This is a genomic window from Leptolyngbya sp. AS-A5 (assembly GCF_039962495.1).
Taxonomy (GTDB): domain Bacteria; phylum Cyanobacteriota; class Cyanobacteriia; order Leptolyngbyales; family Leptolyngbyaceae; genus Leptolyngbya.
Map to the genome: position 1 here is coordinate 31,131 of NZ_JAMPLL010000007.1, position 22,981 is coordinate 54,111.

The 22,981-nt window shown below is 49.0% G+C and carries 20 protein-coding genes and 2 tRNA genes; 9 read left to right on the top strand and 13 right to left on the bottom strand.

The features are described 5' to 3' along the window. Nucleotides 1-44: 44 nt before the first annotated feature. Entirely contained in the window at nt 45-671 is a 627-nt protein-coding gene (locus NC980_RS10885) for a sugar transferase (RefSeq protein WP_347272591.1), read from the bottom strand. A gap of 262 nt (nt 672-933) precedes the next feature. Beyond that, nucleotides 934-1,983, bottom strand: coding sequence for a hypothetical protein (locus tag NC980_RS10890; protein ID WP_190376206.1), 1,050 nt, complete (start codon nt 1,981-1,983; stop codon nt 934-936). Nucleotides 1,984-2,335: 352 nt separating this feature from the next. Between NC980_RS10890 and NC980_RS10895 the strand changes: the two genes are divergently transcribed. Further along, complete coding sequence (locus NC980_RS10895) at nt 2,336-3,046, top strand: Crp/Fnr family transcriptional regulator (protein ID WP_190376207.1); 711 nt, start codon at nt 2,336-2,338, stop codon at nt 3,044-3,046. On the opposite strand, the gene NC980_RS10900 is transcribed toward NC980_RS10895, so the two are convergent. The 4 genes from NC980_RS10900 to NC980_RS10915 all read right to left on the bottom strand — a co-directional run bounded on the left by NC980_RS10900 (nt 3,043) and on the right by NC980_RS10915 (nt 6,208). After that, entirely contained in the window at nt 3,043-3,276 is a 234-nt protein-coding gene (locus tag NC980_RS10900; RefSeq protein WP_190376208.1) for a hypothetical protein, read from the bottom strand. The two genes, NC980_RS10895 and NC980_RS10900, sit on opposite strands and share 4 nt — an antisense overlap. A gap of 113 nt (nt 3,277-3,389) precedes the next feature. Further along, complete coding sequence (locus tag NC980_RS10905) at nt 3,390-5,114, bottom strand: ABC transporter ATP-binding protein (protein ID WP_190376209.1); 1,725 nt, start codon at nt 5,112-5,114, stop codon at nt 3,390-3,392. Between the two features lie 228 nt (nt 5,115-5,342). Continuing rightward, nucleotides 5,343-5,945, bottom strand: a complete 603-nt coding sequence (locus tag NC980_RS10910; RefSeq protein WP_190376368.1) for a VTT domain-containing protein — start codon at nt 5,943-5,945, stop codon at nt 5,343-5,345. Between the two features lie 190 nt (nt 5,946-6,135). Beyond that, nucleotides 6,136-6,208, bottom strand: a tRNA-Arg gene (locus NC980_RS10915). Nucleotides 6,209-6,454: 246 nt separating this feature from the next. Here NC980_RS10915 and NC980_RS10920 point away from each other — a divergent pair. The 3 genes from NC980_RS10920 to NC980_RS10930 all read left to right on the top strand — a co-directional run bounded on the left by NC980_RS10920 (nt 6,455) and on the right by NC980_RS10930 (nt 9,216). Next, entirely contained in the window at nt 6,455-7,126 is a 672-nt protein-coding gene (locus tag NC980_RS10920; protein WP_190376210.1) for an Npun_F0813 family protein, read from the top strand. A gap of 26 nt (nt 7,127-7,152) precedes the next feature. Beyond that, nucleotides 7,153-8,202, top strand: a complete 1,050-nt coding sequence (locus NC980_RS10925; protein WP_190376211.1) for a hypothetical protein — start codon at nt 7,153-7,155, stop codon at nt 8,200-8,202. Between the two features lie 78 nt (nt 8,203-8,280). After that, nucleotides 8,281-9,216 carry a transposase gene (locus NC980_RS10930; RefSeq protein ID WP_190376212.1) on the top strand — a complete coding sequence of 312 codons (936 nt, stop codon included), beginning with the start codon at nt 8,281-8,283 and terminating at the stop codon, nt 9,214-9,216. Here NC980_RS10930 and NC980_RS10935 read toward each other — a convergent pair. Beyond that, nucleotides 9,213-9,443 carry a DUF1049 domain-containing protein gene (locus NC980_RS10935; protein ID WP_190376213.1) on the bottom strand — a complete coding sequence of 77 codons (231 nt, stop codon included), beginning with the start codon at nt 9,441-9,443 and terminating at the stop codon, nt 9,213-9,215. The genes NC980_RS10930 and NC980_RS10935 overlap by 4 nt on opposite strands. Nucleotides 9,444-9,619: 176 nt before the next feature. Then, nucleotides 9,620-10,612 (bottom strand): ribose-phosphate pyrophosphokinase, encoded by a 993-nt coding sequence (locus tag NC980_RS10940; RefSeq protein ID WP_190376214.1) that lies wholly within the window; start codon nt 10,610-10,612, stop codon nt 9,620-9,622. Between the two features lie 400 nt (nt 10,613-11,012). On the opposite strand from NC980_RS10940, the gene NC980_RS10945 reads away from it, so the two are divergent. The 3 genes from NC980_RS10945 (at nt 11,013) to NC980_RS10955 (ending at nt 13,365) form a co-directional block, all read left to right on the top strand. Further along, nucleotides 11,013-11,471 carry a GatB/YqeY domain-containing protein gene (locus NC980_RS10945; protein WP_190376215.1) on the top strand — a complete coding sequence of 153 codons (459 nt, stop codon included), beginning with the start codon at nt 11,013-11,015 and terminating at the stop codon, nt 11,469-11,471. Between the two features lie 339 nt (nt 11,472-11,810). Continuing rightward, the gene (locus NC980_RS10950) at nt 11,811-12,308 is read left to right on the top strand and encodes a hypothetical protein (RefSeq protein ID WP_190376216.1); all 498 of its coding nucleotides are present in this window, start codon (nt 11,811-11,813) and stop codon (nt 12,306-12,308) included. Between the two features lies 1 nt (nt 12,309). Further along, complete coding sequence (locus NC980_RS10955; protein ID WP_190376217.1) at nt 12,310-13,365, top strand: GUN4 domain-containing protein; 1,056 nt, start codon at nt 12,310-12,312, stop codon at nt 13,363-13,365. Nucleotides 13,366-13,650: 285 nt separating this feature from the next. Here NC980_RS10955 and clpB read toward each other — a convergent pair whose 3' ends face one another. Together clpB and NC980_RS10965 are read right to left on the bottom strand one after the other, a co-directional pair. Continuing rightward, a complete protein-coding gene (clpB, locus tag NC980_RS10960) occupies nt 13,651-16,335 on the bottom strand; it encodes an ATP-dependent chaperone ClpB (RefSeq protein ID WP_190376218.1) in 2,685 nt (894 codons plus the stop codon). A gap of 294 nt (nt 16,336-16,629) precedes the next feature. Continuing rightward, nucleotides 16,630-16,702: transfer RNA gene (locus NC980_RS10965), tRNA-Glu, on the bottom strand. A gap of 261 nt (nt 16,703-16,963) precedes the next feature. On the opposite strand from NC980_RS10965, the gene NC980_RS10970 reads away from it, so the two are divergent. Next, nucleotides 16,964-17,746 (top strand): 1-acyl-sn-glycerol-3-phosphate acyltransferase, encoded by a 783-nt coding sequence (locus NC980_RS10970; RefSeq protein WP_242026733.1) that lies wholly within the window; start codon nt 16,964-16,966, stop codon nt 17,744-17,746. A 58-nt stretch (nt 17,747-17,804) separates the two neighbouring features. Here the strand turns inward: NC980_RS10970 and NC980_RS10975 are convergent, their stop codons facing one another. The 3 genes from NC980_RS10975 to lepA all read right to left on the bottom strand — a co-directional run bounded on the left by NC980_RS10975 (nt 17,805) and on the right by lepA (nt 22,396). Then, a complete protein-coding gene (locus NC980_RS10975; RefSeq protein ID WP_190376219.1) occupies nt 17,805-19,217 on the bottom strand; it encodes a UDP-glucose/GDP-mannose dehydrogenase family protein in 1,413 nt (470 codons plus the stop codon). Nucleotides 19,218-19,309: 92 nt separating this feature from the next. Next, the gene (locus tag NC980_RS10980) at nt 19,310-20,284 is read right to left on the bottom strand and encodes a UDP-glucuronic acid decarboxylase family protein (protein WP_190376220.1); all 975 of its coding nucleotides are present in this window, start codon (nt 20,282-20,284) and stop codon (nt 19,310-19,312) included. Between the two features lie 294 nt (nt 20,285-20,578). Beyond that, the gene (lepA, locus tag NC980_RS10985; protein ID WP_190376221.1) at nt 20,579-22,396 is read right to left on the bottom strand and encodes a translation elongation factor 4; all 1,818 of its coding nucleotides are present in this window, start codon (nt 22,394-22,396) and stop codon (nt 20,579-20,581) included. Between the two features lie 349 nt (nt 22,397-22,745). On the opposite strand from lepA, the gene NC980_RS10990 reads away from it, so the two are divergent. After that, on the top strand, nt 22,746-22,973 hold the full coding sequence (locus tag NC980_RS10990) for a type II toxin-antitoxin system CcdA family antitoxin (RefSeq protein ID WP_190376222.1): 228 nt from the start codon (nt 22,746-22,748) through the stop codon (nt 22,971-22,973). Nucleotides 22,974-22,981 lie beyond the last annotated feature (8 nt).

Genomic DNA, 22,981 nt, shown 5'->3' on the forward strand with positions numbered 1-22,981 from the left:
ACTCTCCCAATGATCAATCAAGAAGATATCGACTTGTACAGCCTTCAGCAAGCCCCATGTTTATTCAGCACGACGGCGATCGTTCTCACAATCAGCTTCAGGTCATACATCACCGACCATTTCCGCTGATACTCCAAATCCATCGCCACAACGTCTTCAAAATCTTTGATCTTCGATCGACCATTGACCTGCCATTCTCCGGTAATTCCTGGCTTTACGGCTAGGCGCTTCCAATGGTGCAATTCATAGCGTTTGACTTCATCCAACGTGGGTGGACGAGTTCCGACTAAACTCATTTCGCCGCGCAACACATTCCAAAACTGCGGCAACTCATCTAAGCTGGTGCGACGGAGGAATCGACCGACCCGCGTTACTCTTGGATCGTCTTTGCTCTTGAAAATATTGCCCATCGCCTCGTTTTGAACCAGATGCTGCAAGAGATCGGCGTTAGTCACCATTGAGCGAAACTTCCAGATGCGAAACGGGCGACCTCCGATCCCGCAGCGAACTTGGCTGTAAAAGATTCGACCAGGATTATCAATTTGGATGGAGATCGCGATCGGGAGCAAAACGAAGCCCGTAATCAGTAATCCCACTAAAGCACCTAGGATATCGATCGTGCGCTTGATCCTACTGTTTGTAGAGACATGAGGAAAGTAAGCTTCTGAGATTGAAGGTGTGGGATCTTGAGCATGGCGACAAGTAGCGGAGCGAATCAGAGAATTAGTATACGTAATCACAGGAGTAGCCAATCTGAGTAATCGGTGTACCCACGCTTCAATGAAACGATGTCCAAAGGGTTAGATTATTTCACGGAGGTGGGCATGGCTAGTGTGCACCGGGAAACAGGTGCTCCTTTCAAGGTTTTAGCGATATTTGCTCAACCTTTGAACGCCCTGCAATTCTGTAAAGTTTTGATAGAGAACTCTAGCTTTAGTCCGGATTGCGTCCGGCTTCTTGATGACTGGCATCATCATCGAATAGATTTTCCACACCATCAAGTGAAAAAATCATAGGCTCTTCCGATGAAGCCGGCATCGTTCGCAGTCGATCGAACGCCGTCTCACGATCTAGATTGCGATAGCCATTTGGCTCTATCGCCGGTTCGACCTGGGGTGCATCCCCCTCAAACAACGATTTCAACTCAGTTAGGGCTTCCTGACCGCTCTTAAATCCACTTCGAGGGGGTAGGACTTGAACTGTAACAGGACGCTCACTGAGTTGATCAATGAGTTCTGTCAGAAGCGCGATCGAATCGATGCTGCACGACTCAGTAGCCAGTTCGCGCCGTACTCTCACAGGTAGATCGGGCGGTAATTCGCTGCCAGCATAGGGCATTGAGAGCCTGATTTGATTCTGCTCAGGTGAACTTTGCACCAGCGCAGTTTGTCCTATCTGAGTAGTCAATCGATCGACGATCCCTGAGAACATCACTTCGCTTTCCTGTCCCAAGCGATGTAGCTTATCGAGTCCCTGAGCTAGAGAACTGTGATACGCCTGAATGTCTTTTTGTAGCGATTCAAACACGACGTGCAGCGAAGCATCTAGCGTACTCAACATCTGATCAGAAACCGCTTGAAGTTTCCCCGCAGGTAAGTTTTCAGTCACTTGGGATGCGGCGAGACTTGACTGTAAGAATTCTTGATGCGCCTCAAGCTGGCGAATTTCGCGCAATAGGGTATTACGTTGCTGCATTAATCCAGACACTTCAGCATGAAGTGGATGCAGGAGCGTCGATCGCAGCGCATTCATCTCCTCGATCACCGTTTGCACCGCAGCTTGAGCTTGGTTTTCGGCTTGATCCGGCGTGTATTGACTCAGTTGAAACAGAGCGTCTTGTAAATAGGCACGAACTTGCTCTAGCACTTGGCGCTGACGAGCAACTTGTGCCGCTGTTCCCCAAGGTAAACGGGAATTTGCCTGAGCGAGAACCTCTTGAACCTGGGCAAGAAGGCGCTGAATCTGATCTGGGTTAGCAGTCACAACAAAAATCCTTGACTAAAATTCGGCACTACGGAACGTGGCGGGTTGATCGTAATGGCTGAGATTAGAATGCCCGAACCGAGTCATCTTTTGCCAGTGTCACAGGGAATTCTGCGATCGATCTACTTCACGAAACAAAGCTTCATGCAGTCATCAGGATCATTTCACAGGCTGAGTTGCCATTTTTCGCGGACGGAAATCTACGCCAAATCTAGTAAAGCATCTAAAATGTTCGCAGTCTATCTGGACAAAGCTGTGCAGTTTCTAAGGCGGGTGGGCATTCTAAGCTCATCTCTCGATTCAAGGAATCACTCTGCGCTCGTTTTCATGCCCCACTGTGGTTAGACTCTCCATGGAAGACCGTTATACTCTCCGCGACACTTCGATCAATACGATTAACGCATCGATTCGCCTCGCGCCATTCTTTCAAGGATTGCCAGATAGCGCGATCGAGAAATCGCTTTCTCATGTCGCGCTGCGAAATCATCCTGCTAACCAAGTCATTTTGCTAGAGAATGACTGGGGAAGTTCGGTCTACTTCATTCTGAGCGGCTGGGTGAAGATTCGCACTTACAACCTCGATGGCAAAGAAGTGACGCTGAATATTTTGGGCAAGGGCGAATTGTTTGGGGAGATGGCTCCGCTCGATGAGGTGCCGCGATCGACAGATGTGATTACGTTAGCCCCGACCGTCATCGGGAATATGCCGGCTCAAGATTTCGTGCAGTTGCTCAATTCTGAGCCAGAGGCGGGCATTCGATTAGCTCAGTTGATGGCGCGACGATTGCGGCAGGTGAATCGCCGATTAAGATTGCGTGAATCAGATAGTATGTCGCGAGTGGCGGATATTCTGCTGTTTTTGGCAGATGGGCAAGGGAAGCGAGGACAGAACGGCACAGAAATTCCGAATTTGCCGCATCGGGAGTTAAGTAGTTTGAGCGGATTGGCGCGGGAAACGGTAACGCGAGTGTTGAGCAAGCTAGAGAAGAAGGGCTTGATTGTGCGCGATCGCGATATTTTGTGTATTCCTGATGCTCATGCCCTCGAACGCTTAATGATTTAGGGTTGCCAGCCCGGATTAGTAAATAATGGATTGCGAATTTGATCGGGTCGATTCGAGGAGGCGGAGTAGGCGATCGCTATTTGCTGTGCGGATTGGGCGGGGAAACTGGTGAGCGCGACCGCAAAAGTCAGAACCGCGATAAACAGAAACTTTGCAGTTTTTGCTGAGAACGCAGTTTTGGAAAGTTGATGAAGTAATTGCGGTTGGAGCTTCTGCACAGCGCTTGTCATAAAGTTTGACACCCTATTCTATTGATCAATTCAGAAATCGAAGCAGGCGAATTTTTCACCCGTAATTTGGAATCAACAAAATTGGATGACTTCCTGAAATAGAGCTAGTGGAGCTAACTAAATTGCTGGGCGTAAAATCGCGCATAGCGTCCGCCTTCTGCAATCAGTTCTTTGTGCGTTCCAGCTTCCACCACACGCCCTTTTTCCATTACGAGAATACGATCAACCCGTCGAACTGTTGCCAATCGGTGAGCAATAATAAACACTGTCCGACCCTGCATAATTCGCTCCAGCGCTTCTTGCACCAAGGCTTCTGATTCTGAATCGAGTGCAGAAGTCGCTTCATCCAAGATCAAAATTCTCGGATTGAGCAGAACAGCCCGGGCGATCGCTAACCTTTGCCGCTGTCCGCCGGATAAATTGACTCCGCGTTCACCCACCCAAGTCTGGTAGCCGTCGGGAAATTGACTGATAAATTGATCCGCGTTGGCAATCTTCGCCGCCGCTTTCACGGCTTCAAGATCGAAATCGAGTTGTCCAAAAGCGATGTTTTGCGCGATCGTGCCTGTAAACAAGATCGTTTCCTGAGGCACAATTCCGATCTGATGGCGCAGGCTCTTGAGCGACGCATCGCGGATATTTGTGCCATCAATCCAAATATCACCCTGTTGCGGATCGTAAAAGCGGGGAATCAGATTCACCAGGGTTGTTTTTCCCGCACCAGATGCGCCTACTAATGCAACCATCTCTCCAGGGAGAACACGCAGATTTAAATCTTGCAATACTGGTCGATCGGGTCGATAAGCAAAGCTAACGTTTTGAAATTCAATTCTGCCTGTGACGGGGGATAGCTCTTGAGTATCGGCACGTTCCGCGATCGACGGTCGAATGTGCAGCAGTTCAAACACGCGATCGACCGAAGCTTCGGCTTGCTTGAATTCGTTGTAGTTCAGCGTCACCGTTGCGATCGGCTCAAACAACATCGCAACTGCAACAACAAAGGCGACAAACTCACTTCCAGTCAGATTGCCCTGCGAAATCTGCCAGCTTCCCACTAGCAAGAGCGCCAAAATGCCCAGCGCATCTAAAAATCCCTGTACCGGGTACTGAATGGCTCTCAGCCTTTCTGTTGCGTATCTCGCTTGACGATTGCGTTCAGAGGCACGGCGGAACTGCTCGATCGCATAATCTTCTGCTGCAAATGCTCTAACCAACCGCACTCCGCTGAGCATCTCGATCAGCAGTGCCGACAAATCCGAAATCCGGCTTTGACTCCGATAGGACAGCTTTCGCATCTTCTCGCCAAACCAAGCTGTGAGCGAAGCCAGCAGCGGAGCAACAACTAACGTCGCAAAGGTCAGTTGCCAATTGAAATACAGCATTGTGCCCAGCGTCACCACCAGCTTCAAGGCATTCGGCATGAACTGACTAAACAGCTTTTGAATCACTTCGCCGACGCGATCGACATCCTCAGTCAGGCGGTACGAGAGATCCCCAGTCTGAACCGATTCAAAATACGCCAGACTTAACCGTTGCAAATGAGCAAACGTGTGATTTCTCAATTCCATCGCGATCGACAGTGCCGCTTTGGCAATCAGCGTTTCCTGTCCGTATTGCGCTAATTTCTGTCCGCCCCAAATCAAAATTACGTATCCGGCTGTCTCTGCGATCGCAGTCAGTCGCCCCTCACTGACAAACCGAGACATCTTTTCAGACATAAATGCCAAAACGGGCCAAGTCACTGCAAACACGACCGAGCAAATCAAGGCATAAACGATCGTGCGCCATTGAGGGCGAATGTAAGCTAAAAGCTGCCAGTAGTTAGAACGCTGTTTCAAGGTTGATTGGATTTATGTTTCTGATAGATGTCAACAACAGAAGGCGAAAACGAAACCAAAATAATCGGTTTGTGGAACAGCCAGAAGTCTTCTTCCTGGAAGAGTTTTCGCCCCAATCTGTTCCCCGTCCAATAGCTCACCCTATCATCCAACACGCCAGAAACAAAGCAGCCCATTGTCAAAATGGGCAAATTCAAAACAGGAGCCGAAGCAAGAAAGCCAGCGATATTAAATCGATCGCTTACGTCGCTGCATCAGCCAGACGATGAATGCGACAACCAAAATTCCTAGAATAATCTTAGAAACAGGGGCAAGATATTCGTCTACCAGTTCATAATTCGCTCCCAGCGCGTACCCCGCATAAGTCAGAGCAAACGTCCAAATTGTGGTGCCGATCGTCGAGTACACCAAAAAAGGCATCAATCGCATTCCGCTCAACCCCGCAGGCAGCGAAATCAGCGTCCGAATTCCTGGAACCAGTCGCCCGATTAAGACGGCTTTCGTTCCATGCCGATAAAACCAGCGGTTGACCTTATCAATATCGTTACCAGTCACCCCGATCCACTTACCGTAGCGATCGGCGAGCTCACTAACTCGCTTCTCACCCACCCAAAGCCCAACATAATACCAGAGCAGCGTTCCTAAAATCGTTCCCACCACACCTGCCAGCACCGCATACTGAAAGTTCATTTTGCCCTGCGACACAGTAAACCCAGCCAGCGGCATGATTAACTCCGAGGGAATCGGCGGAAACAGATTTTCCATAAACATCAGAAACCCAATTCCCAAATAGCCGAGGGAATTCATCGTGCTGGTAATCCATTCAACCAGTGCTGCACTCATGCGTGACTTCCTTGTGTGGGTGAACTGAAGCGCGATCGCCCTCAATTCTGCGATCGCTGAGATTTATCTTATGAACTTATATGAAACTTTGACGCATCAGTCCACCCAATCCGCAAAATTCCCATTGCAACTTTACGGAAGTCGAAGTTGCGCCTTCTATTAGCGATGAAGTAGGAAGCGGATCCTATTGGACTCGAACCAATGACCGACCGCTTAGAAGGCGGTTGCTCTATCCACTGAGCTAAGGATCCAAAACAGTCATTTACTAATATAGCGGTGCGCGGCAAATCTAGAGTAACCGAAATTTAACTGCTTTTGCGATTTAGGCTTGGTACTTCTTTGATTTTTATCAAGCATGTGTAAAGTACAGCATCAAATTGGGGAATTCAAAAGAATAGATGACCCAAAATGGAGAATCCCTGTGACGTTGAATTTCAACACCACAGGCATCATAGCGAACATCGCTACGCCCCCTACCCTCTACCCTGAGCCGCTTTATGTTCATTCTGAAACGGCAGGATGTTGAGATCAGCAGCATTCAGCACCCTAAACGCGATCAAAAAGTGCCAATCCTGTCCTATCAAGGACAAAGCTTTCGACTGATTCAAGTCTTTGGCTCTGGGCAAGAAGAGGAAGCACGATCGTTTTGGCGCGATCTGACCGACAATCAGGGCAAAGCCTGTGTCCTGCTGGAAGAACCAGAGCGATGCAGCGTATGGGGGAAGGTGCGGCTAGAGCAGCTCAGCCAGGATGCAGCAGTCCCAAACGGTGGAGGAACCGTTACCGCAGTATTTACGCAAGCTTGCTTATTGATGCTGCAAGCGATGTACATCGACGTTGAGGATTTGATGGGCACAAAGCAAGCCGCTTCCTTTGAGCGAGATTTAATCAGCATCTTTCAGCAATGGCGATTTCCTCAGACGGATTCACCTGCCGCTGTGAAGCAACTTCTCACAATTAATCCCCTCAACAGTTTGCAGACCCCAGCCTGGCAAGAAAATCTTTTAAACGTTTTGCTACAAGAACTCTATCGCCTTGGCAAAGCGTATTTTGGCAAGTCCGCGTTCGCCGATCGCGTTTTGGATGCGCTGCAAGATTTGCCGCAAGGCGAACGCACCCGTTTCCTCGAATGGCTCAACCATTCCCCGACCGGAAAACTCTGGTCTTAACTTTTGTCCCTTGTTGAAGATGACCTATGAGCAGTTCAGCTAGTAAATCTCAGTCGAAATCGATTTCTGTCCAAGCGATCGTGTTTGCAGAAATTCTATTGGCAGTGTTCGCGTTATTGTTTTTCTTATTGTTCAGCATTCCTGATCCTGGACAAGCCCGCCCGGACTGGTATTCTTACGGAGCTTCAGCGTTTGAAGTTGTGGCGTATTTCAGTGCGGCGTTGCTGTGTTTTAGAAACTGGAGCAGTCCACAAATTGTCAGTGGGCGACGGGTTTGGTTGAGCATTGGGCTAGGAATGCTCTGTTATGGCATTGGTACAATCTTGTTTACCTTCTGGGAAACGTACATGGAGCGCGAAGCCGATGTGTCGCCCGGAGATTTCTTTTATATTCCCACCTATCTATTTTTAGGGTGGGGCATGATCATGGCGTTCTCCGATCGCCGCCTGAACCTCGATCTCTGGCAGTGGTTTACCGTGGGGGGCATTGCAGCCGTCAGCATTGCCTTTGCCACTTGGCTGACCTTAACTCCTAGCCCCAAGACTTCAACGCTGTTGTTCTTTAATGAACCTGCCATTGCTCAAACTACACCTGCTAAGCCGACCCCAAGAGCAACTGCCTCACCGACGATTAAACCCTCGGCTGTTGCTAAGCCCTCACCGCTCCTGACTCCGAAACCTGCTGCGATGGGGCAGAAGCCGCCCGTCGAGGAGAAACAGCAAGATGTTCCAGAATGGGTGATGACGATCGAAAGTACCCTCGCGCCGCTCAAGCCATTTTTGGACTATTTCTATGTGCTGGCGGACGTATTTATTTTGATTATTGCGACGACGCTGCTACTAGCATTCTGGGGCGGTCGATTCTCGCAGTCCTGGCGCATGATTGCAGCAGCAGCATTTTCGCTCTATATTGCGGATATGTGGTTTAAATATGCTACCAGCCGTCTTGAGAACTACCAAAGTGGCGGGATCATTGAAATCTTTTGGGTCTTTAGTGGTGTTCTGTTTGGCATCGGAGCTGCACTGGAATACGATTTGAGCCGATCGCGGCGCGGGAGTTCACGCAGACGAGCATGAAGATTTATCCTGCCCCCCGCATTCGATCACGCTCAGCATAGAATAGATGAGTAATTGCCGCCCCGCGCTGAGTTTCTCATGAGCAGACTGTCTGATTCTGATAAAAGCCAAATTATTGAACTGTATCGCCAATCGGGAGAAACAACTTTAACTCTCGCAGAGCGATACGGTGTCAGTAATACGACAATTAGCCGCATTTTGAAAAGCAGTTTGTCAGCAGAAGAGTATGACAGTCTGATTCAGCAAAAGCGCAGTGCTTCAAGGGGCGGAGCGCGATCGACAACGCTAGCCGCTCTTACGCCTTGCCAAGCGCCTGAGAATGTCCAAGCCTCAAGGGGCGGAGCGCGATCGACAACAGTAGCCGAGCCACCTCCAGTTCAAGGTAGCTTACTCGAACCAGAAGCACCAATTCCGCTAGAGCCAGAAGCGGTCGAACCTAGTGAAGCAGCCTCAAAGCCTGCACCGCCGCGCCGAGTACGACGAGCTAATACTGATGAAGCCTCGACTTCTACGCCTGCTGAGGAAGCGCCTGAACTCACTCAGATCGAAGCGATCGATCTTAGCCCAACCGTAGATAGTATGGCGGACGACGAGGACGATGATGAAGACCTCGACGATCTCGATAATCTAGATGAAGACCTCGAAGACGAAGATGATGACGAGCCTGCAATCCTGCCGTCGATTCAACTGAGTGCAGCAGAATTCATTCGGGTACTTCCAATTGCAGAAGCCGCAATTCCTCGGACTTGTTATCTCGTGGTCGATCGAGCTGCGGAGTTAGTAGCGCGTCCGCTCAGTGAGTTCGCGGAACTAGGTCAAATTCCGTCGGGAGAAGTCGAAGCAAGAACCTTACCTGTGTTTGATAATCATCGAGTTGCGAAACGATTCTCTAACATTCGTACCCAGCGAGTGATCAAGATTCCAGATAGCCGGGTTTTACAGAAAGCTGCACCCTACCTACAAGCGAAGGGGATTACGCGATTGTTGATTGATGGGCAGGTTTACGCGCTCTAGATATCATCGTTGCTCTGAGGGGATCCGAGTAGGGGCTGCAAGATTGCGGCTCCCAAGATACCCAAGATTACACTAAAGGCAATCACGAGACCAAAGGGTAATTCGATCGTTTGAAACGCGAGAAACTTGAGGGCGATCGGAGCAGCATTTTGAATCGCGACGAGGGCGATCGCGCCGATCCAGAGTGCGATAATGCAGGCGGTGATTAGAGTGGCAAAACTTTTCATGGGAATTCAGGAATTGAGAACTGAGACCGTGTAGAGAAACTCATCAGCCGCGAACTGATAATTTTCATCCTTGTGAGACATTTCCTTTGTGGGCAGATCGATCGGTCTGTCCCTTTTTAGTTTAAAGAACAAACCCACCGATCGTGCTTGATCGGCGGGTGCAATAAGTTCAGAACTTAGCGGAATAGGCTACTGACTGAATTATCCTCATGGATTCGCCAGATCGTTTCACCGATCACACTGGCGACGGAGAGGATTTTTAGCTGTGGAAAGCGATGTTCTTCTGCAACCGGAATGGTATTTGTTACGATCACTTCTTCCAGTAGACCGCTTGATAGTCGTTCGATCGCGGGAGGTGAAAAGACCGCATGAGTCGCACAAGCATAGACTTGACGTGCTCCCTCTTGTCGAAGAATCTTCGCGCCTTCAAGAATCGTCCCTGCCGTATCGATCATGTCATCAACGAGAACCGCCGTTTTGCCTTTGACATCTCCAATCACATTCATTACTTCCGCAATGTTGTGAGCTTGTCGCCGTTTATCAATGATGGCAAGGGGCGCATCGTCTAGGCGTTTTGCCAAAGCTCTCGCTCTAGCGACTCCCCCGACATCTGGAGAAACAACGACTAAATCCTCTAGCTGTTTGCTAGCGATGTAATCAACCAGCGTCGGAGAGCCGTAAACGTGATCCATCGGAATGTCAAAGTAGCCTTGGATCTGAGCCGCGTGTAAGTCCATCGCTAGAATGCGATTCGCTCCCGCCTGCGTAATCAGGTTAGCGGCAAGCTTGGCAGTGATGGATTCTCGTCCAGCCGTTTTACGATCGGCTCTTGCATACCCGTAATAGGGGAGAACAGCAGTGACTTGCCGCGCTGATGCTCGCCGACAAGCATCAATCATGATCAACAATTCCATCAAATTGTCGTTCACGGGGCGACAGGTCGGCTGAATCAAATAAACATCGCAGCCCCGAATCGACTCTTGGATTTGGACATATAGCTCGCCATCGGCAAAGTGCTTTTGCACCATCGGGCTCAAATCCATGCCCAAGTACCGTGCGATCTCTTTGGAAAGGGGTACGTTTGCCGTACCGGACAAGAGGCGCAGACGGTTATTGTCAGGAATTGAGGGCAGAGCAGACGGAGGAGATAATGTTGCAGAACGGATCACGTCAAGTCCTCGAACGCATTCAACGCAATATTAACACTGGGACTTTCTTTCATTGTCCCTGGTTTCGCGGATCTAAAGTATTCGTAAATGGCAAATAGGCTTGCGAAATATTTGTTAAGACTGAACCACAAGCAGCACACAGACGCGCGATCGGTACGATCGCTATGTGGACAGGTGAGATGAGGAGCACAGATGACTTCCAAGCAGAGTTCAGTCGAACGGTATTTAATGCAACCTATTTTGCCAAATTTATTCGCGCTTCGCAATCCATTTCCTAATGTTATCGATCGTTGACCTTCTGTGCAATTTGTTGCCCCTGTTACAAAAAACTAATCTGAACGGAATGGTTTGCATGAGGCTAAGCTATGCTGGGAAATTCAAGGACGCGAGGAACGATGCTATGAGCCTAAAAGACCGCATTACCGAGAAGATCAAAGCCGCGATGAAGTCTCAGGATAAAGTGCGGTTAGAGACGCTGCGGAGCATCAAAAAGGTGCTGCTAGAGAAGGAAGTGAGTGTGCGTCCATCTGGACAGCATGAGCTAACTGAAGCGCAAGAGATTGAAGCCTTGTTTCAGGTTGCTAAGCAGCGCAGGGATTCGATCGAGCAGTACACCAACGCCAAGCGTCAGGATTTAGCCGACAAGGAAGCAGCAGAATTGGCGATTATCGAGACGTTTTTGCCCGCACAAATGTCTGATGAAGAAGTTGAAAGTGCGATCGCTCAAATCATCGCTCAGGTCGGAGCGGCTTCAGCGAAAGATATGGGTAAAGTGATGGGTGTCGCAATGCAGCAATTGAAAGGCAAGGCGGACGGGAAGAAGGTGCAAGCGATCGTCAAGGCGAAGTTGGGCGGGTAGAGCAAGGGTTCAGGAGTGAATAGGGATAGCGATCGGCGCATTGCAAGAGAAGCTTTTTGGGAAGAAGCTAACAGCTAAGATGAGCCGCCGCAGATAATACCGAAATGAAGCAGATAACTTTTATACAGTCGGATCCATCGTGTTGTTACCCTGCGTTATTTAGGTTTCTATCTATATATGCATATGCGTTCTGTCTGATTTCTCGATCTACCCCAATTCCGCAAAGTGCTATTTAGCAAGCGTTACGTATCTATGAATACACCGATAGAAGAGAAACAGTCTGATTTCGTATAATTGATTCTGCTTCTAAAACTAACGATAGTGAAAAGAAAAAAGAATATGAGTAAGGGTGATTCGGCAAAGCTGAAGAAAGTAACGGTAAGTTTACCTTTTGGGTTGGGATCTGCCGAATGGGAAGCGGATTTAACCCAAAGCCGAGCAGCTTGGGCGCTCTACGTGGAGTTGATGACACGGGTAGCGGTACAGGAATTAGCCAGCGATGCAGGCTTGGTGGGAGAGGTACTGAACTCGTTGTATACACTATTTGGAACGACGCGGGAAATTTTGAGGGAAGCAGGTCCAAAGGTGGGAGCTTCACGGGAATCCGTTGGTGGATTAGCGATAGCTGTTCTGAACCAAGGCTTACGTCCGTTTTTGACAAAATGGCATCCAATGTTGCAAGTTTGGGAGGTGCAGCGTCCAGAAAAAATGAGTCCCAAAGAGCATGAGCAGCAGTGGACTGAGGAGCCAAAGTTGCGACAGGAATTGAGTCAGTTGAGGGCTGAGTTGGAAGTGTATGCTCAGGCACTAGCAAAGGTGGCTGGAGTAGAGGTTTAGATTGAACTGGGAAAATTTGAATGCTGCTATACTTTCTGCTGAGGTATTATTTGTTGCATCGACCATGGATTACTCGCAGTTTGATGTTTTTCTTTGCCATAACAGTGAGGAAAAATCTCAGGTAGAACAGATTCGTGACCAACTCAGAGCAAAGCAGATTTACGCCTTTCTCGATAGGTATGATTTTGAGCCTTTTCGTCCCTGGCAAAAGCAACTTGAGGAAGTTATGCCTAGAATTAAGGCCGCCGCTATATTTCTGGGTCAATCTGGTATGGGTCCTTGGCAAGACATAGAGATGCAAGGGTTTCTTCAAGAGTTTGCTAGGCGTGAATTGCGTATGGGAATAGTTGTTCTGCCAAACTGCCCCGATGAACTGATTGAAAAAGTTCCCCTCTTTTTGAAAAGTTTCCATCACATAGATTTTCGTCAAACGCGTCCCCATCCTATGGGGCAATTGATTTGGGGAATCACTGGAAATAGACTAGATTTTGAAGAAGGCTCATCACTAGAAGAGGTTAATATATCCAGACTAACTCCGCTAACTCAGCTTGAAGCTCAAAACAGTAGTGATTTAGACAAGCTAGAGAGTCTGTTGTCAGCACAAAAATGGAAAGAGGCGGATGAGCAAACTAAGAAAATCGTTCTAAAAGATAATCAAGGCAATCGTTTAACAGCTCCAAAAATTAGAGAGCTTGCTTCAGAGTTACTTGATAGCATTGATCGGCTCTGGGTAGGGTATAGTGGTGGAAAATTTGGACTGAAGATTCAGCGGCAGTTATGGCAGAAGATTCTGGAGCCAAAGAAGAAACCACGCTTCAACCCATTTGCCAAGGTAGAAGCACCAGTGACTGAATCGCAAGCATGGAGTCAATTTGTAAGCTCAGTCGGCTGGTACAGCGATGATAAGAGGCAGTATGTGCCAGATGAGCGGTTCGATTTCTCAAGAAAAGCACCGGAAGGTTGTTTTCCTCGAACTCGATTATGGTTACACGGTGGGCACGGAAATAGTGTGAAACAGTTTGTCATTCTGATGGATCAAGTTAAACGGCTAGAGTGAGCCTGCTGAAGACTGAAATTTACCGAGCGATCGCGACCTGTAGAGGTCTCATCTTGCCAAAGATTCAATGATAGTGAAGTATTGAGTTTGGTCGCTGCTCATAACTGAGCAACTTCTCAATCCGGAAGGAATTGTCACTAAGCTAGATATTAGCCATCTAACGTTGCCTTCGGCACACGGAACGTGTTCGAGTCGGACTGTTCTACAAACTCAAGAGTGATCCGCTCGTTCCCGACGATTCCGTATGACGGGAACGAGCGCACTACTCGATCTCACCCAGTAATCCTAATTTTCCGCTACCGCGACCGGAGTAGTTGCCACTACAGGCTGAGGATTGGCAACCATTTCCTTTTTGCTGAATTTGAGTTTGCCATCGACTAAATCGATCGAGATTGTATCGCCTTCCCCAAAAGCGTTTTCCAGCAATTTGGTGGCAATCGGATTTTGTAGTTCTCGCTGAATCGCCCGCTTCAACGGACGCGCTCCATACGTTGGGTCATAGCCCACATCTGCCACATATTTCTGTGCAGCAGGCGAGAGTTCCAGCATGATCTTCTGATCGCTTAGCAACGCCTGAATTCGCTGGATCTGGAGTCCAACGATCTCGCCAAGTTCCGCACGGTTCAACGCATGGAACAGAATCGTATCGTCAATCCGATTGAGAAATTCAGGACGGAAATGCTTGCGGAGTGCGGTCATCACTCGTTTCTGCATTTCCTCATAACGCGCATCATCGCCTGCAACATCGAGAATATGTTCGCTACCAATATTGCTCGTCATCACAATGACCGTGTTACGGAAATCAACCGTTCGACCTTGAGAATCGGTAATCCGCCCGTCATCGAGCACTTGTAGCAGAATGTTAAACACATCCGGATGCGCTTTCTCCACTTCATCGAGCAGCACCACAGAATAAGGTTTACGGCGAATCGACTCAGAGAGCTGTCCGCCTTCGTCATACCCCACATATCCAGGAGGTGCGCCGACTAAACGGGAAACCGAGTGCTTCTCCATGTATTCCGACATATCAAGACGCACGATCGCATCATCAGAATCAAACAAAAATTGCGCCAATGCTCGTGCGAGCTCCGTTTTACCGACTCCGGTTGGCCCCATGAAGAGAAACGATCCGATCGGACGGTTCGGGTCTTTCATGCCCGATCGTGCCCGACGAATTGCCGCCGCCACTGCTTCGACTGCGTCGTGCTGTCCGATCACCCGTTCGTGCAGATGTTTCTCCAGATTTAAGAGTTTCTGACGTTCGGATTCGAGCAAGCGCGTCACTGGAATTCCTGTCCAACGCGCCACGATTTCAGCAATATCCGCTTCGGTGACTTGTTCACGCAGGAGAGCCGTTCCGCCTGCTTGCAGTTCCATCAGTTGCGCTTCCTGTTTCTCGCGATCGTGCTGCAAGGCTTCAAGTCGTCCGTATTTCAACTGCGCGGCTGTATTGAGATCATAAGCACGTTCAGCTTGCTCGATTTGGACTCGAAGCTGGTCTTCTTCCATCTTGAGCAATTTGATCGTTTCGAGAATTTGCTTTTCGTTTTGCCACTGGGAATCGAGGGCATCTTTTTTCGGCTGAAGCTCTGCGATTTCTTGTTCAAGCCGTTCGAGTCGATCTTTGGAATTGCGGCTGAGTCCGGTTAATCCCGTGAGTTTATCTTCGCTCTTGATCGAAAGCTTTTCCATTTCAAGCTGCCGCAAGCGGCGCTCAATCTGTTCTAGCTCCGTCGGTTTGGAGGTAATCTCCATCCTGAGCTTGGCAGCGGCTTCGTCCACAAGGTCGATCGCTTTATCGGGCAAGAAGCGATCGCTGATATAGCGACTTGATAACGTGGCAGCAGCAACCAAAGCGGAATCGGTAATATTGACCCCGTGGTGAACCTCGTAGCGCTCTTTTAGCCCACGCAGAATCGAGATCGTGTCTTCAACCGAGGGCTGATCGATTACGACCTGCTGAAATCGGCGTTCGAGTGCTGCATCTTTCTCGATGTACTTACGGTACTCGTCGAGCGTCGTTGCCCCAATACACCGTAGCTCTCCCCGCGCCAGCATCGGTTTCAGCAGGTTTCCAGCATCCATGTTGCCTTGACCCGCTGCACCTGCCCCTACAACGGTATGCAGTTCGTCAATGAATAAAACGATTTGTCCATCGGATTCGATCACTTCTTTCAGAACTGCTCTCAGTCGATCCTCGAATTCCCCGCGATATTTTGCCCCTGCAATTAGCGATCCCATATCGAGGGAGATGAGCTTGCGGTTCTTCAAGGATTCAGGAACATCACCGTTGACGATCCGCTGAGCGAGTCCTTCAGCGATCGCGGTTTTTCCAACCCCAGGTTCTCCGATTAAGACCGGATTGTTTTTGGTGCGACGTGAAAGCACCTGAACCACCCGACGAATTTCGCCATCTCGCCCGATCACCGGATCAATCTTGCCTGCTTTGGCACGTTCTGTTAAGTCTAAACCGAATTTTTCGAGAGCTGAGTAACGCGATTCTGGTGCTTGATCCATGACTTTTTGACTACCGCGAATGTCTCGAATTGCAGTATCAAGCCGAGCCGTATCGACATTAAAGCTGCGAAATAACTTCACTCCAAGGCGCGGGTCGTTGGCAAAGGCTTGGATCAGGTGCTCGATCGAAATAAAGTCATCCTGCATCGAGGTGCGATTTGCTTCAGCACGATCGAGCATCGTATCGAGATATCGTCCTAAATAAAGTTGTTCTGCGCTGCCAACTTTCGGCTGACGGCGGGTAAATTCGTCCACCTGCTGCCAGAAACGATTCGCTTCGATGCCCGCTTTGCTTAAAATTTTTGCTGCTAAGCCATTCTCTTGCTCTAGCAGGCTAATAATTAAATGTTCAACTTCTAAGTTCTGGTGTCGATAGCGCCGCACGACATCTTGTGCCTGTACGATCGCTTCCCAGGCTTTATCTGTAAATTTGCTGGGGTCTGTGGGTTGCATTCCGGTAGTGTTTTGTCATCGCTCTTCTTGAAACTTCAATGTAGCAGTTCAGGCGAGTTCTTTCACAAACGTCTCATACAATCAGGCAGAAATCTTCTACTTGGTGTAAGGGTGTACCAGTTTGGTTTTCGTTTGTGAAAGTGTCATCAGACGATGAGGCCGCAGGTCATGGCTGAGGTAGCCGCTCACGCGCTCAACGTTCAGGTGGTACTCTTATTTTCTCTAAGTTTAAAGAAATTCTGCATAAGAAATGGGAAAGAACGATTTATCCTTTCCCATTTCTTGCTTTTACAATACCCCCAAGGGAATTCGAATCCCTGTCGCCTCCGTGAAAGGGAGGTGTCCTAGGCCTCTAGACGATGGGGGCAGGCACTGGTGTCAGATTTGCGTTTGCAATCGACATTCACTAATGTAACGGACAGAACCAGGAATGTCAACCTCTAAATTCAAATTAAATCTTAGAGCTGTCCCCAAGGAATCGTGTCGAGCTAAAAGGCATAAGGATTAGCCACCCCTAGAACTGTCCCTTGAGGGAGACGTGCGATCGCAAAACCCACTACCGTAAATGACATACCATCTACCCACGCTAAAGGCTCGCGTCTTTAACTCCATGCTTCTGATCGACTTCATGCTATCGCCAAAAACTCGAAAAAACGATGGCGCTACTCACCCCTGTGCCCCGACTCCTTCGTCTGAGTTTTCCGAATCGCTAAAAGAAAAACCTTCCTCTGCCCATTCCCTTGTGGAGAACTCTAATCTTCTTTCGCAATCTGTACGATCGCGTTGTTTACCTTGGCTGGCTTCAATTGTTTATCCACTAGGGCGTTATCTGGTTCTGCCCGTCTATTTTCAACAGATCGAAGTCACGGGTCGAGAGCATTTCCCTACTAGGGGTCCGGTCATTATTGCTGCAACCCATAGATCGCGGTGGGATGCGTTGCTCGTACCTTGTGCAGTGGGTCAAGATATCACGGGTCGAGTGCTGCGATTTATGGTGACGGCAGACGAGATTAAAGGAATTCAAGGTTGGTTTATTCGACGGTTGGGTGGATTTCCAATCAATACACGACATCCGACGATCGCGGCGCTGCGTCACAGCATTGAACTGCTACAGCAGCGTGAAGCATTAGTAATTTTCCCTGAAGGAAATATCTATCGTCAAGCGGCAGATCTGAAGCCTGGGCTGGCACGATTAGCGCTGCAAGCAGAAGCAAGTCAACCTGGATTAAACGTTCAGATTGTGCCAATTTCAATTCAATACAGCAAACCTCTCGTTCCTTGGCGCACTGCCGTCAAAATTCACGTTTGTAATCCGATTCCTGTAGCTGAATATGTGTTGGAGCATCCGAAGCAGGGAGCAAAACGATTAACCGCAGATTTAGAGCGGATTCTGCGATCGCTTTCCATTTAGGGTCAAAAAAAGAGACGCTGTGAATTGCGTCTCTTTTCAGATTCTTTTGTGAGTGAGATTAACGACCGATGCCGATATAGCGGAAGCCTGCTTCTTCTAACACAGGTTGGTTGAGGAAGTTCCGGCCATCAATCAAGATAGGAGCGTTCATCAACTTCGCCATCTTGATGTAGTCGAGGGTGAGGAACTGCGACCATTCCGTTACCAATACCAGCGCATCGCAGCCATCTGCTAAGCGTTCTGCATCAGTTTCAACAATCACATCTGAAATACCATCGCGCATTCCGCTTTGGGAAATGATGGGATCGTAAGCTTTTACTTTCGCGCCTAGACGAGTCAAGTTCTCGATTACATTCAGCGCTGGCGCATCCCGTAAATCATCGGTATCCGGTTTGAACGTCAAGCCTAAAAGCCCGATCGTTTTTCCTTTGAGAATCTTGAGCGCTTGCTGAAGTTTTTCAACCACAATCAGGCGCTGACGCTCATTGACGCTGACGGCTGCTTTAAGCAATTGCGTTTCGTAGCCGTAATCGTCCGCCGTGTGGATCAAAGCCGAGACATCTTTCGGGAAGCAGGAACCACCCCAGCCAAGACCCGCTTGCAGAAACTTGCCGCCAATCCGGGAATCAAGACCGATCCCTTTTGCCACTTGCATTACATCAGCACCCACGCGATCGCAGATGTTTGCGACTTCGTTGACAAAGCTGATCTTCGTTGCCAAAAATGCGTTCGCGGCATATTTGATCATCTCTGCCGAACTTAGATCAGTGACCAATACTGGAACTGGAGGTGCAGACTTATCTTCGGCAAACTGACGCTCAACGATCGGGGTATAGAGTTCCTGCATCAGTTTGATCGGGCGATCGCTATTGTTGCTGCCAACGACGATGCGATCAGGGTTGAACGTATCGAACACAGCAGAGCCTTCGCGCAGAAACTCGGGATTGCTGACGACATCAAAGTCGTAATCGATCGTCAAAGCCTTTGTCGGAATTTCTTCACTGCCACCGACTCCAGCGAGAACAGGCTGTGCTTCAGCGCGTTGACGCTCTGCAATTCCATCGAGAACGAGCATTCTCACCCAGTCGCCAGATCCAATAGGAACGGTTGATTTATTCACAATCACTTTGTATCCACCTTTCAAGTTGGCACCGATGCCCCGCGCCACGGCTTCGACATAGCGTGTATCACTTTCCCCAGTCGGCAGCGCAGGCGTGCCAACCGCGATAAACAGAATTTGACCGTGCTCGACCCCAGCAGCTAGGTCGGTGGTGAACTCCAGTCGTCCCGCTTGAATCGAAGACTGCATAATTTCAGACAAACCCGGCTCAAAAATCGGCGATTGTCCAGCCTGCATCAGCTTCACCTTTGCCTCGTTATTATCGACGCAAATCACATGATGACCAATGTGAGAGAGGCAAGCACCCGTGACCAAACCAACGTAACCCGTTCCGATAACGCAGACACGCATAGTCTTAAACTCCTCAATCAAACAACTTGTAACCGAACTCGATATTCTTCCTTTCGTTTAGCATTCCCACATGCAACGCCCTTTTTAATGCGTCACGATGCTTGCACCGCTGTCCGAGTTGACTCTAGCGGGGCTTCAGGCACTTCCATCCGGCTGCGAAAATCAGCGATCGTGCGCTCTAGTCCTTCCTTCAGCGGGATCGTGGGTTGCCAGCCGAGATGCGTTTGAGCACGAGTGATGTCGGGCTTGCGACGGCGGGGATCGTCTTGGGGTAAGGGTTCAAATTTCAAAGCTGCATCAGGGTTGACCATTTCTTGCACGGCTTGAGCCAGTTGCAGAATGGTGTATTCTCCGGGATTTCCTAAGTTGACTGGGCCAATAAAATCGCCGTTCATCAAGCGATAAAGACCGTCAACCAAGTCAGAAACATAGCAGAAACTCCGCGTTTGAGAACCATCACCGTATACCGTTAGGGGATGACCTTTGAGCGCTTGCACGACAAAGTTGCTGACCACGCGACCATCGTTTTCGAGCATTCGCGGGCCGTAGGTGTTAAAAATGCGAGCAACGCGAATATCGACATCGTTCTGGCGGTGATAGTCAAACGCAAGGGTTTCAGCGACTCGTTTGCCTTCGTCATAGCAACTGCGGATTCCGATCGGGTTGACATTGCCCCGATATTCTTCAGACTGGGGATGTACTTCGGGATCGCCATATACTTCGGAGGTCGAGGCAAGAAGGAATCTGGCTTTGATTCGTTTGGCTAAACCGAGCATGTTCAGCGTTCCCATCACGTTGATTTTGACTGTTTTGACGGGATTGTACTGGTAGTGTACAGGCGATGCAGGACAGGCAAGGTGATAAATCTGATCGACTTCAAGCCGAATGGGTTCTGTAATGTCGTGGCGAATTAGTTCAAAGTTGGAATTTCCTAGCCAGTGTTGAATATTGCGTTTGTGTCCGGTGTAGAAGTTGTCGAGACAGAGAACTTCATGCCCTGTATTCATTAGACGATCGATCAAGTGGGAGCCAATAAAGCCCGCACCACCAGTAACAAGAATTCGCATAAGTCCAAAATTCGCGTAGATTGCAAACGAGCAAGGGTAGGAGTAGCTGTTACTCAAGAGATGAGTTGAGCAAATCCCCGTTTGCCAGAAGTGTACCCATCAAATTAACAGGCAGCACGACAGCAATCCGGCCTGGAAAGGGATGAGCTACGGCCTGGCTTTTCCCAGAAAGATAACAGAAACTTCCGGGATAGCACGCTTTATTAGATAGAGTTCATCGAATCTTCAACCGCTAAAACAAAAATTGCCCCTATTTTTGCGTAGGGGCAACCCGAAATTATTATGCTGAAACGTTTAGCTCTGTTCGTTTGACAACCGTAAAACCGCCATGAACGCTTCTTGGGGCACATCGACGGTTCCGATCGCCTTCATGCGTTTTTTACCTTTTGCTTGCTTTTGCAGCAGTTTTTTCTTTCGGGAGATGTCACCACCGTAGCATTTCGCGAGGACATCTTTCCGCAGAGCGGGAATATGTTCGCTTGCAATGACTTTGCTGCCGATCGCGGCTTGAATCGGAATTTTAAACTGATGACGGGGGATCAATTCGCGTAGCTTTTCAGTGAGCGCGCGCCCGACTCCGTAGGCTTTATCGCGGTGAACGATCGTGGCAAGTGAATCGACGGGATCACCGTTAATTAAAATGTCTAGCTTCACCAGAGCATTTTCGCGGTAGCCGATCAGTTGATACTCCATGCTGGCGTAACCGCGCGATCGCGACTTCATCTGATCAAAGAAATCGGTGACAACTTCTGCCAGTGGTAGTTCATAAATCAGCGTGGTGCGTCCGGGCGTGAGATACTTCATATCCTTGAAGACACCACGGCGATTTTGGCAGAGTTCCATCAATGTCCCAACATAGGTTTCGGGCGTGATGATATCGACTTGAACATAGGGTTCTTCGATTTTTTCGCGCTCTGTGGGAGAAGGCAGCTTACCAGGGTTATCAATCAGCAGAATCTCACCTTTTATGGTTGTAACTCGATAAACCACCGAAGGGGCGGTAATAATCAGGTCAAGATTGTATTCGCGCTCTAGCCGTTCTTGCACAATTTCCATGTGTAGCAAGCCCAAAAAGCCACAGCGGAACCCGAATCCCATCGCGCTCGAGGTTTCCGGCTCGAAATTGAGGGCAGCATCATTGAGCTTTAATCTATCGAGGGCTTCGCGCAGTTCCGGGAATTGGTCGGCATCAGTCGGGAACATGCCGCAGAAGACCATCGGTTTCGCCTCAATGTAGCCTGGTAAGGGTTCGGGAGCTTTTTTGGCAGATAGCGTAATCGTGTCTCCCACTCGTGCATCCTCTACGGCTTTAATCGAAGCAGCAAAGTATCCCACTTCGCCAGCGTGTAGGGATTCGACTTGGACTTGAGTGGGAGAGAGAACGCCAAGTTCATCGACTTGGTATTCCTTGCCGGATGCCATCAGGTAGACTTTATCGCCCCGCTTCACCTGCCCATCCATCACCCGGAAGTAGACAATCACGCCGCGATAAGCGTCGTAGTAACTATCGAAAATTAGCGCTCGTAACGGTTCTTTGGTCGTGTCTTTGGGCGGCGGGACTCGTTTAACGATCGCTTCTAAAATATCCGGGACACCAATTCCTTCTTTTGCCGATGCCATAATCGCTTCAGAGCAATCGAGACCAATCACCTCTTCGATTTCTTGCTTGACGCGATCGGGTTCTGCACCCGGCAAATCAATTTTGTTCAGGACTGGAATAATTTCGAGATCGTGTTCGAGTGCCAGATAAACGTTGGCAAGCGTTTGTGCTTCTACACCTTGAGAGGCATCGACAACTAGCAACGCGCCTTCACACGCCGCGAGCGATCGCGATACTTCGTAGGAAAAATCGACGTGTCCAGGGGTATCGATTAAATTTAGTACGTATTGCTGCCCGTCTTTTGCGGTGTAATCCATTCGAGCCGCTTGGAGCTTAATAGTGATCCCGCGCTCCCGCTCCAGATCCATATTGTCGAGGAACTGTTCTTTCATGTCCCGCGCAGTTACGGTTCCCGTTTCTTGAAGTAAACGGTCGGCAAGCGTGGATTTGCCATGATCAATGTGAGCAATGATGGAAAAATTTCGGATGCGGTTGACGGGTACGTCAGTCATAAACTTCAGGGGGATTGGCGGCACTGTAGGACAGGCATTCTCAGAAATCTGACTCTTGATGAGGATAGATTTCTGAATCAGAACGCTTAAGATATTTTAAACCTTTCTTCACGGAGTTCGAGAGTTTGAGACGCTAAGAAGAAGAAATGTCCCGGTTTGGGGCAGAACGAATTTCAGCTTGCTTAAACTCACCTGTGAAAAAATGTTAAAACTTTGGTGAATCGATGCAAAAACGGTACATCCATAGTTTACAGGCAGGATTTCTCAAAGCGCAGGTGAATTTTAACTCTCGATCCGATTCCTTTTCAGATTTAGCCACTGACCTTCATGCTGAAGGTTGACCGACACTATGAACGATCCTAAACTTCAAACGCCCGATCGATACAAAACCGAGCTTGCGATTCAGATTGATTCTGATTTGTTGGAGCAAATCCAACATCTGACGAACGATCCGAGCAAGGTGGTTGAAGTGGCATTGCGGCAATGGCTGAGAAGTGAACTTTACCGCGATGAGGATAATGCCCGCACCTTGCCGAGAAACCCGCCTCTTCCTCCGAGGGGCGAGTGGAACGATTAGGTGCTGTA

Bases quoted from the DNA above. Each gene is read 5' to 3' on its own strand.
- NC980_RS10925 (WP_190376211.1), top strand. From the start codon at position 7,153: ATGAGCAGTTCAGCTAGTAAATCTCAGTCGAAATCGATTTCTGTCCAA.
- NC980_RS10935 (WP_190376213.1), bottom strand. From the start codon at position 9,443: ATGAAAAGTTTTGCCACTCTAATCACCGCCTGCATTATCGCACTCTGG.
- NC980_RS10930 (WP_190376212.1), top strand. From the start codon at position 8,281: ATGAGCAGACTGTCTGATTCTGATAAAAGCCAAATTATTGAACTGTAT.
- NC980_RS10950 (WP_190376216.1), top strand. From the start codon at position 11,811: ATGAGTAAGGGTGATTCGGCAAAGCTGAAGAAAGTAACGGTAAGTTTA.
- NC980_RS10900 (WP_190376208.1), bottom strand. From the start codon at position 3,276: ATGACAAGCGCTGTGCAGAAGCTCCAACCGCAATTACTTCATCAACTT.
- NC980_RS10970 (WP_242026733.1), top strand. From the start codon at position 16,964: ATGCTATCGCCAAAAACTCGAAAAAACGATGGCGCTACTCACCCCTGT.
- NC980_RS10920 (WP_190376210.1), top strand. From the start codon at position 6,455: ATGTTCATTCTGAAACGGCAGGATGTTGAGATCAGCAGCATTCAGCAC.
- NC980_RS10975 (WP_190376219.1), bottom strand. From the start codon at position 19,217: ATGCGTGTCTGCGTTATCGGAACGGGTTACGTTGGTTTGGTCACGGGT.
- NC980_RS10990 (WP_190376222.1), top strand. From the start codon at position 22,746: ATGAACGATCCTAAACTTCAAACGCCCGATCGATACAAAACCGAGCTT.
- NC980_RS10895 (WP_190376207.1), top strand. From the start codon at position 2,336: ATGGAAGACCGTTATACTCTCCGCGACACTTCGATCAATACGATTAAC.
- NC980_RS10980 (WP_190376220.1), bottom strand. From the start codon at position 20,284: ATGCGAATTCTTGTTACTGGTGGTGCGGGCTTTATTGGCTCCCACTTG.
- lepA (WP_190376221.1), bottom strand. From the start codon at position 22,396: ATGACTGACGTACCCGTCAACCGCATCCGAAATTTTTCCATCATTGCT.
- NC980_RS10945 (WP_190376215.1), top strand. From the start codon at position 11,013: ATGAGCCTAAAAGACCGCATTACCGAGAAGATCAAAGCCGCGATGAAG.
- clpB (WP_190376218.1), bottom strand. From the start codon at position 16,335: ATGCAACCCACAGACCCCAGCAAATTTACAGATAAAGCCTGGGAAGCG.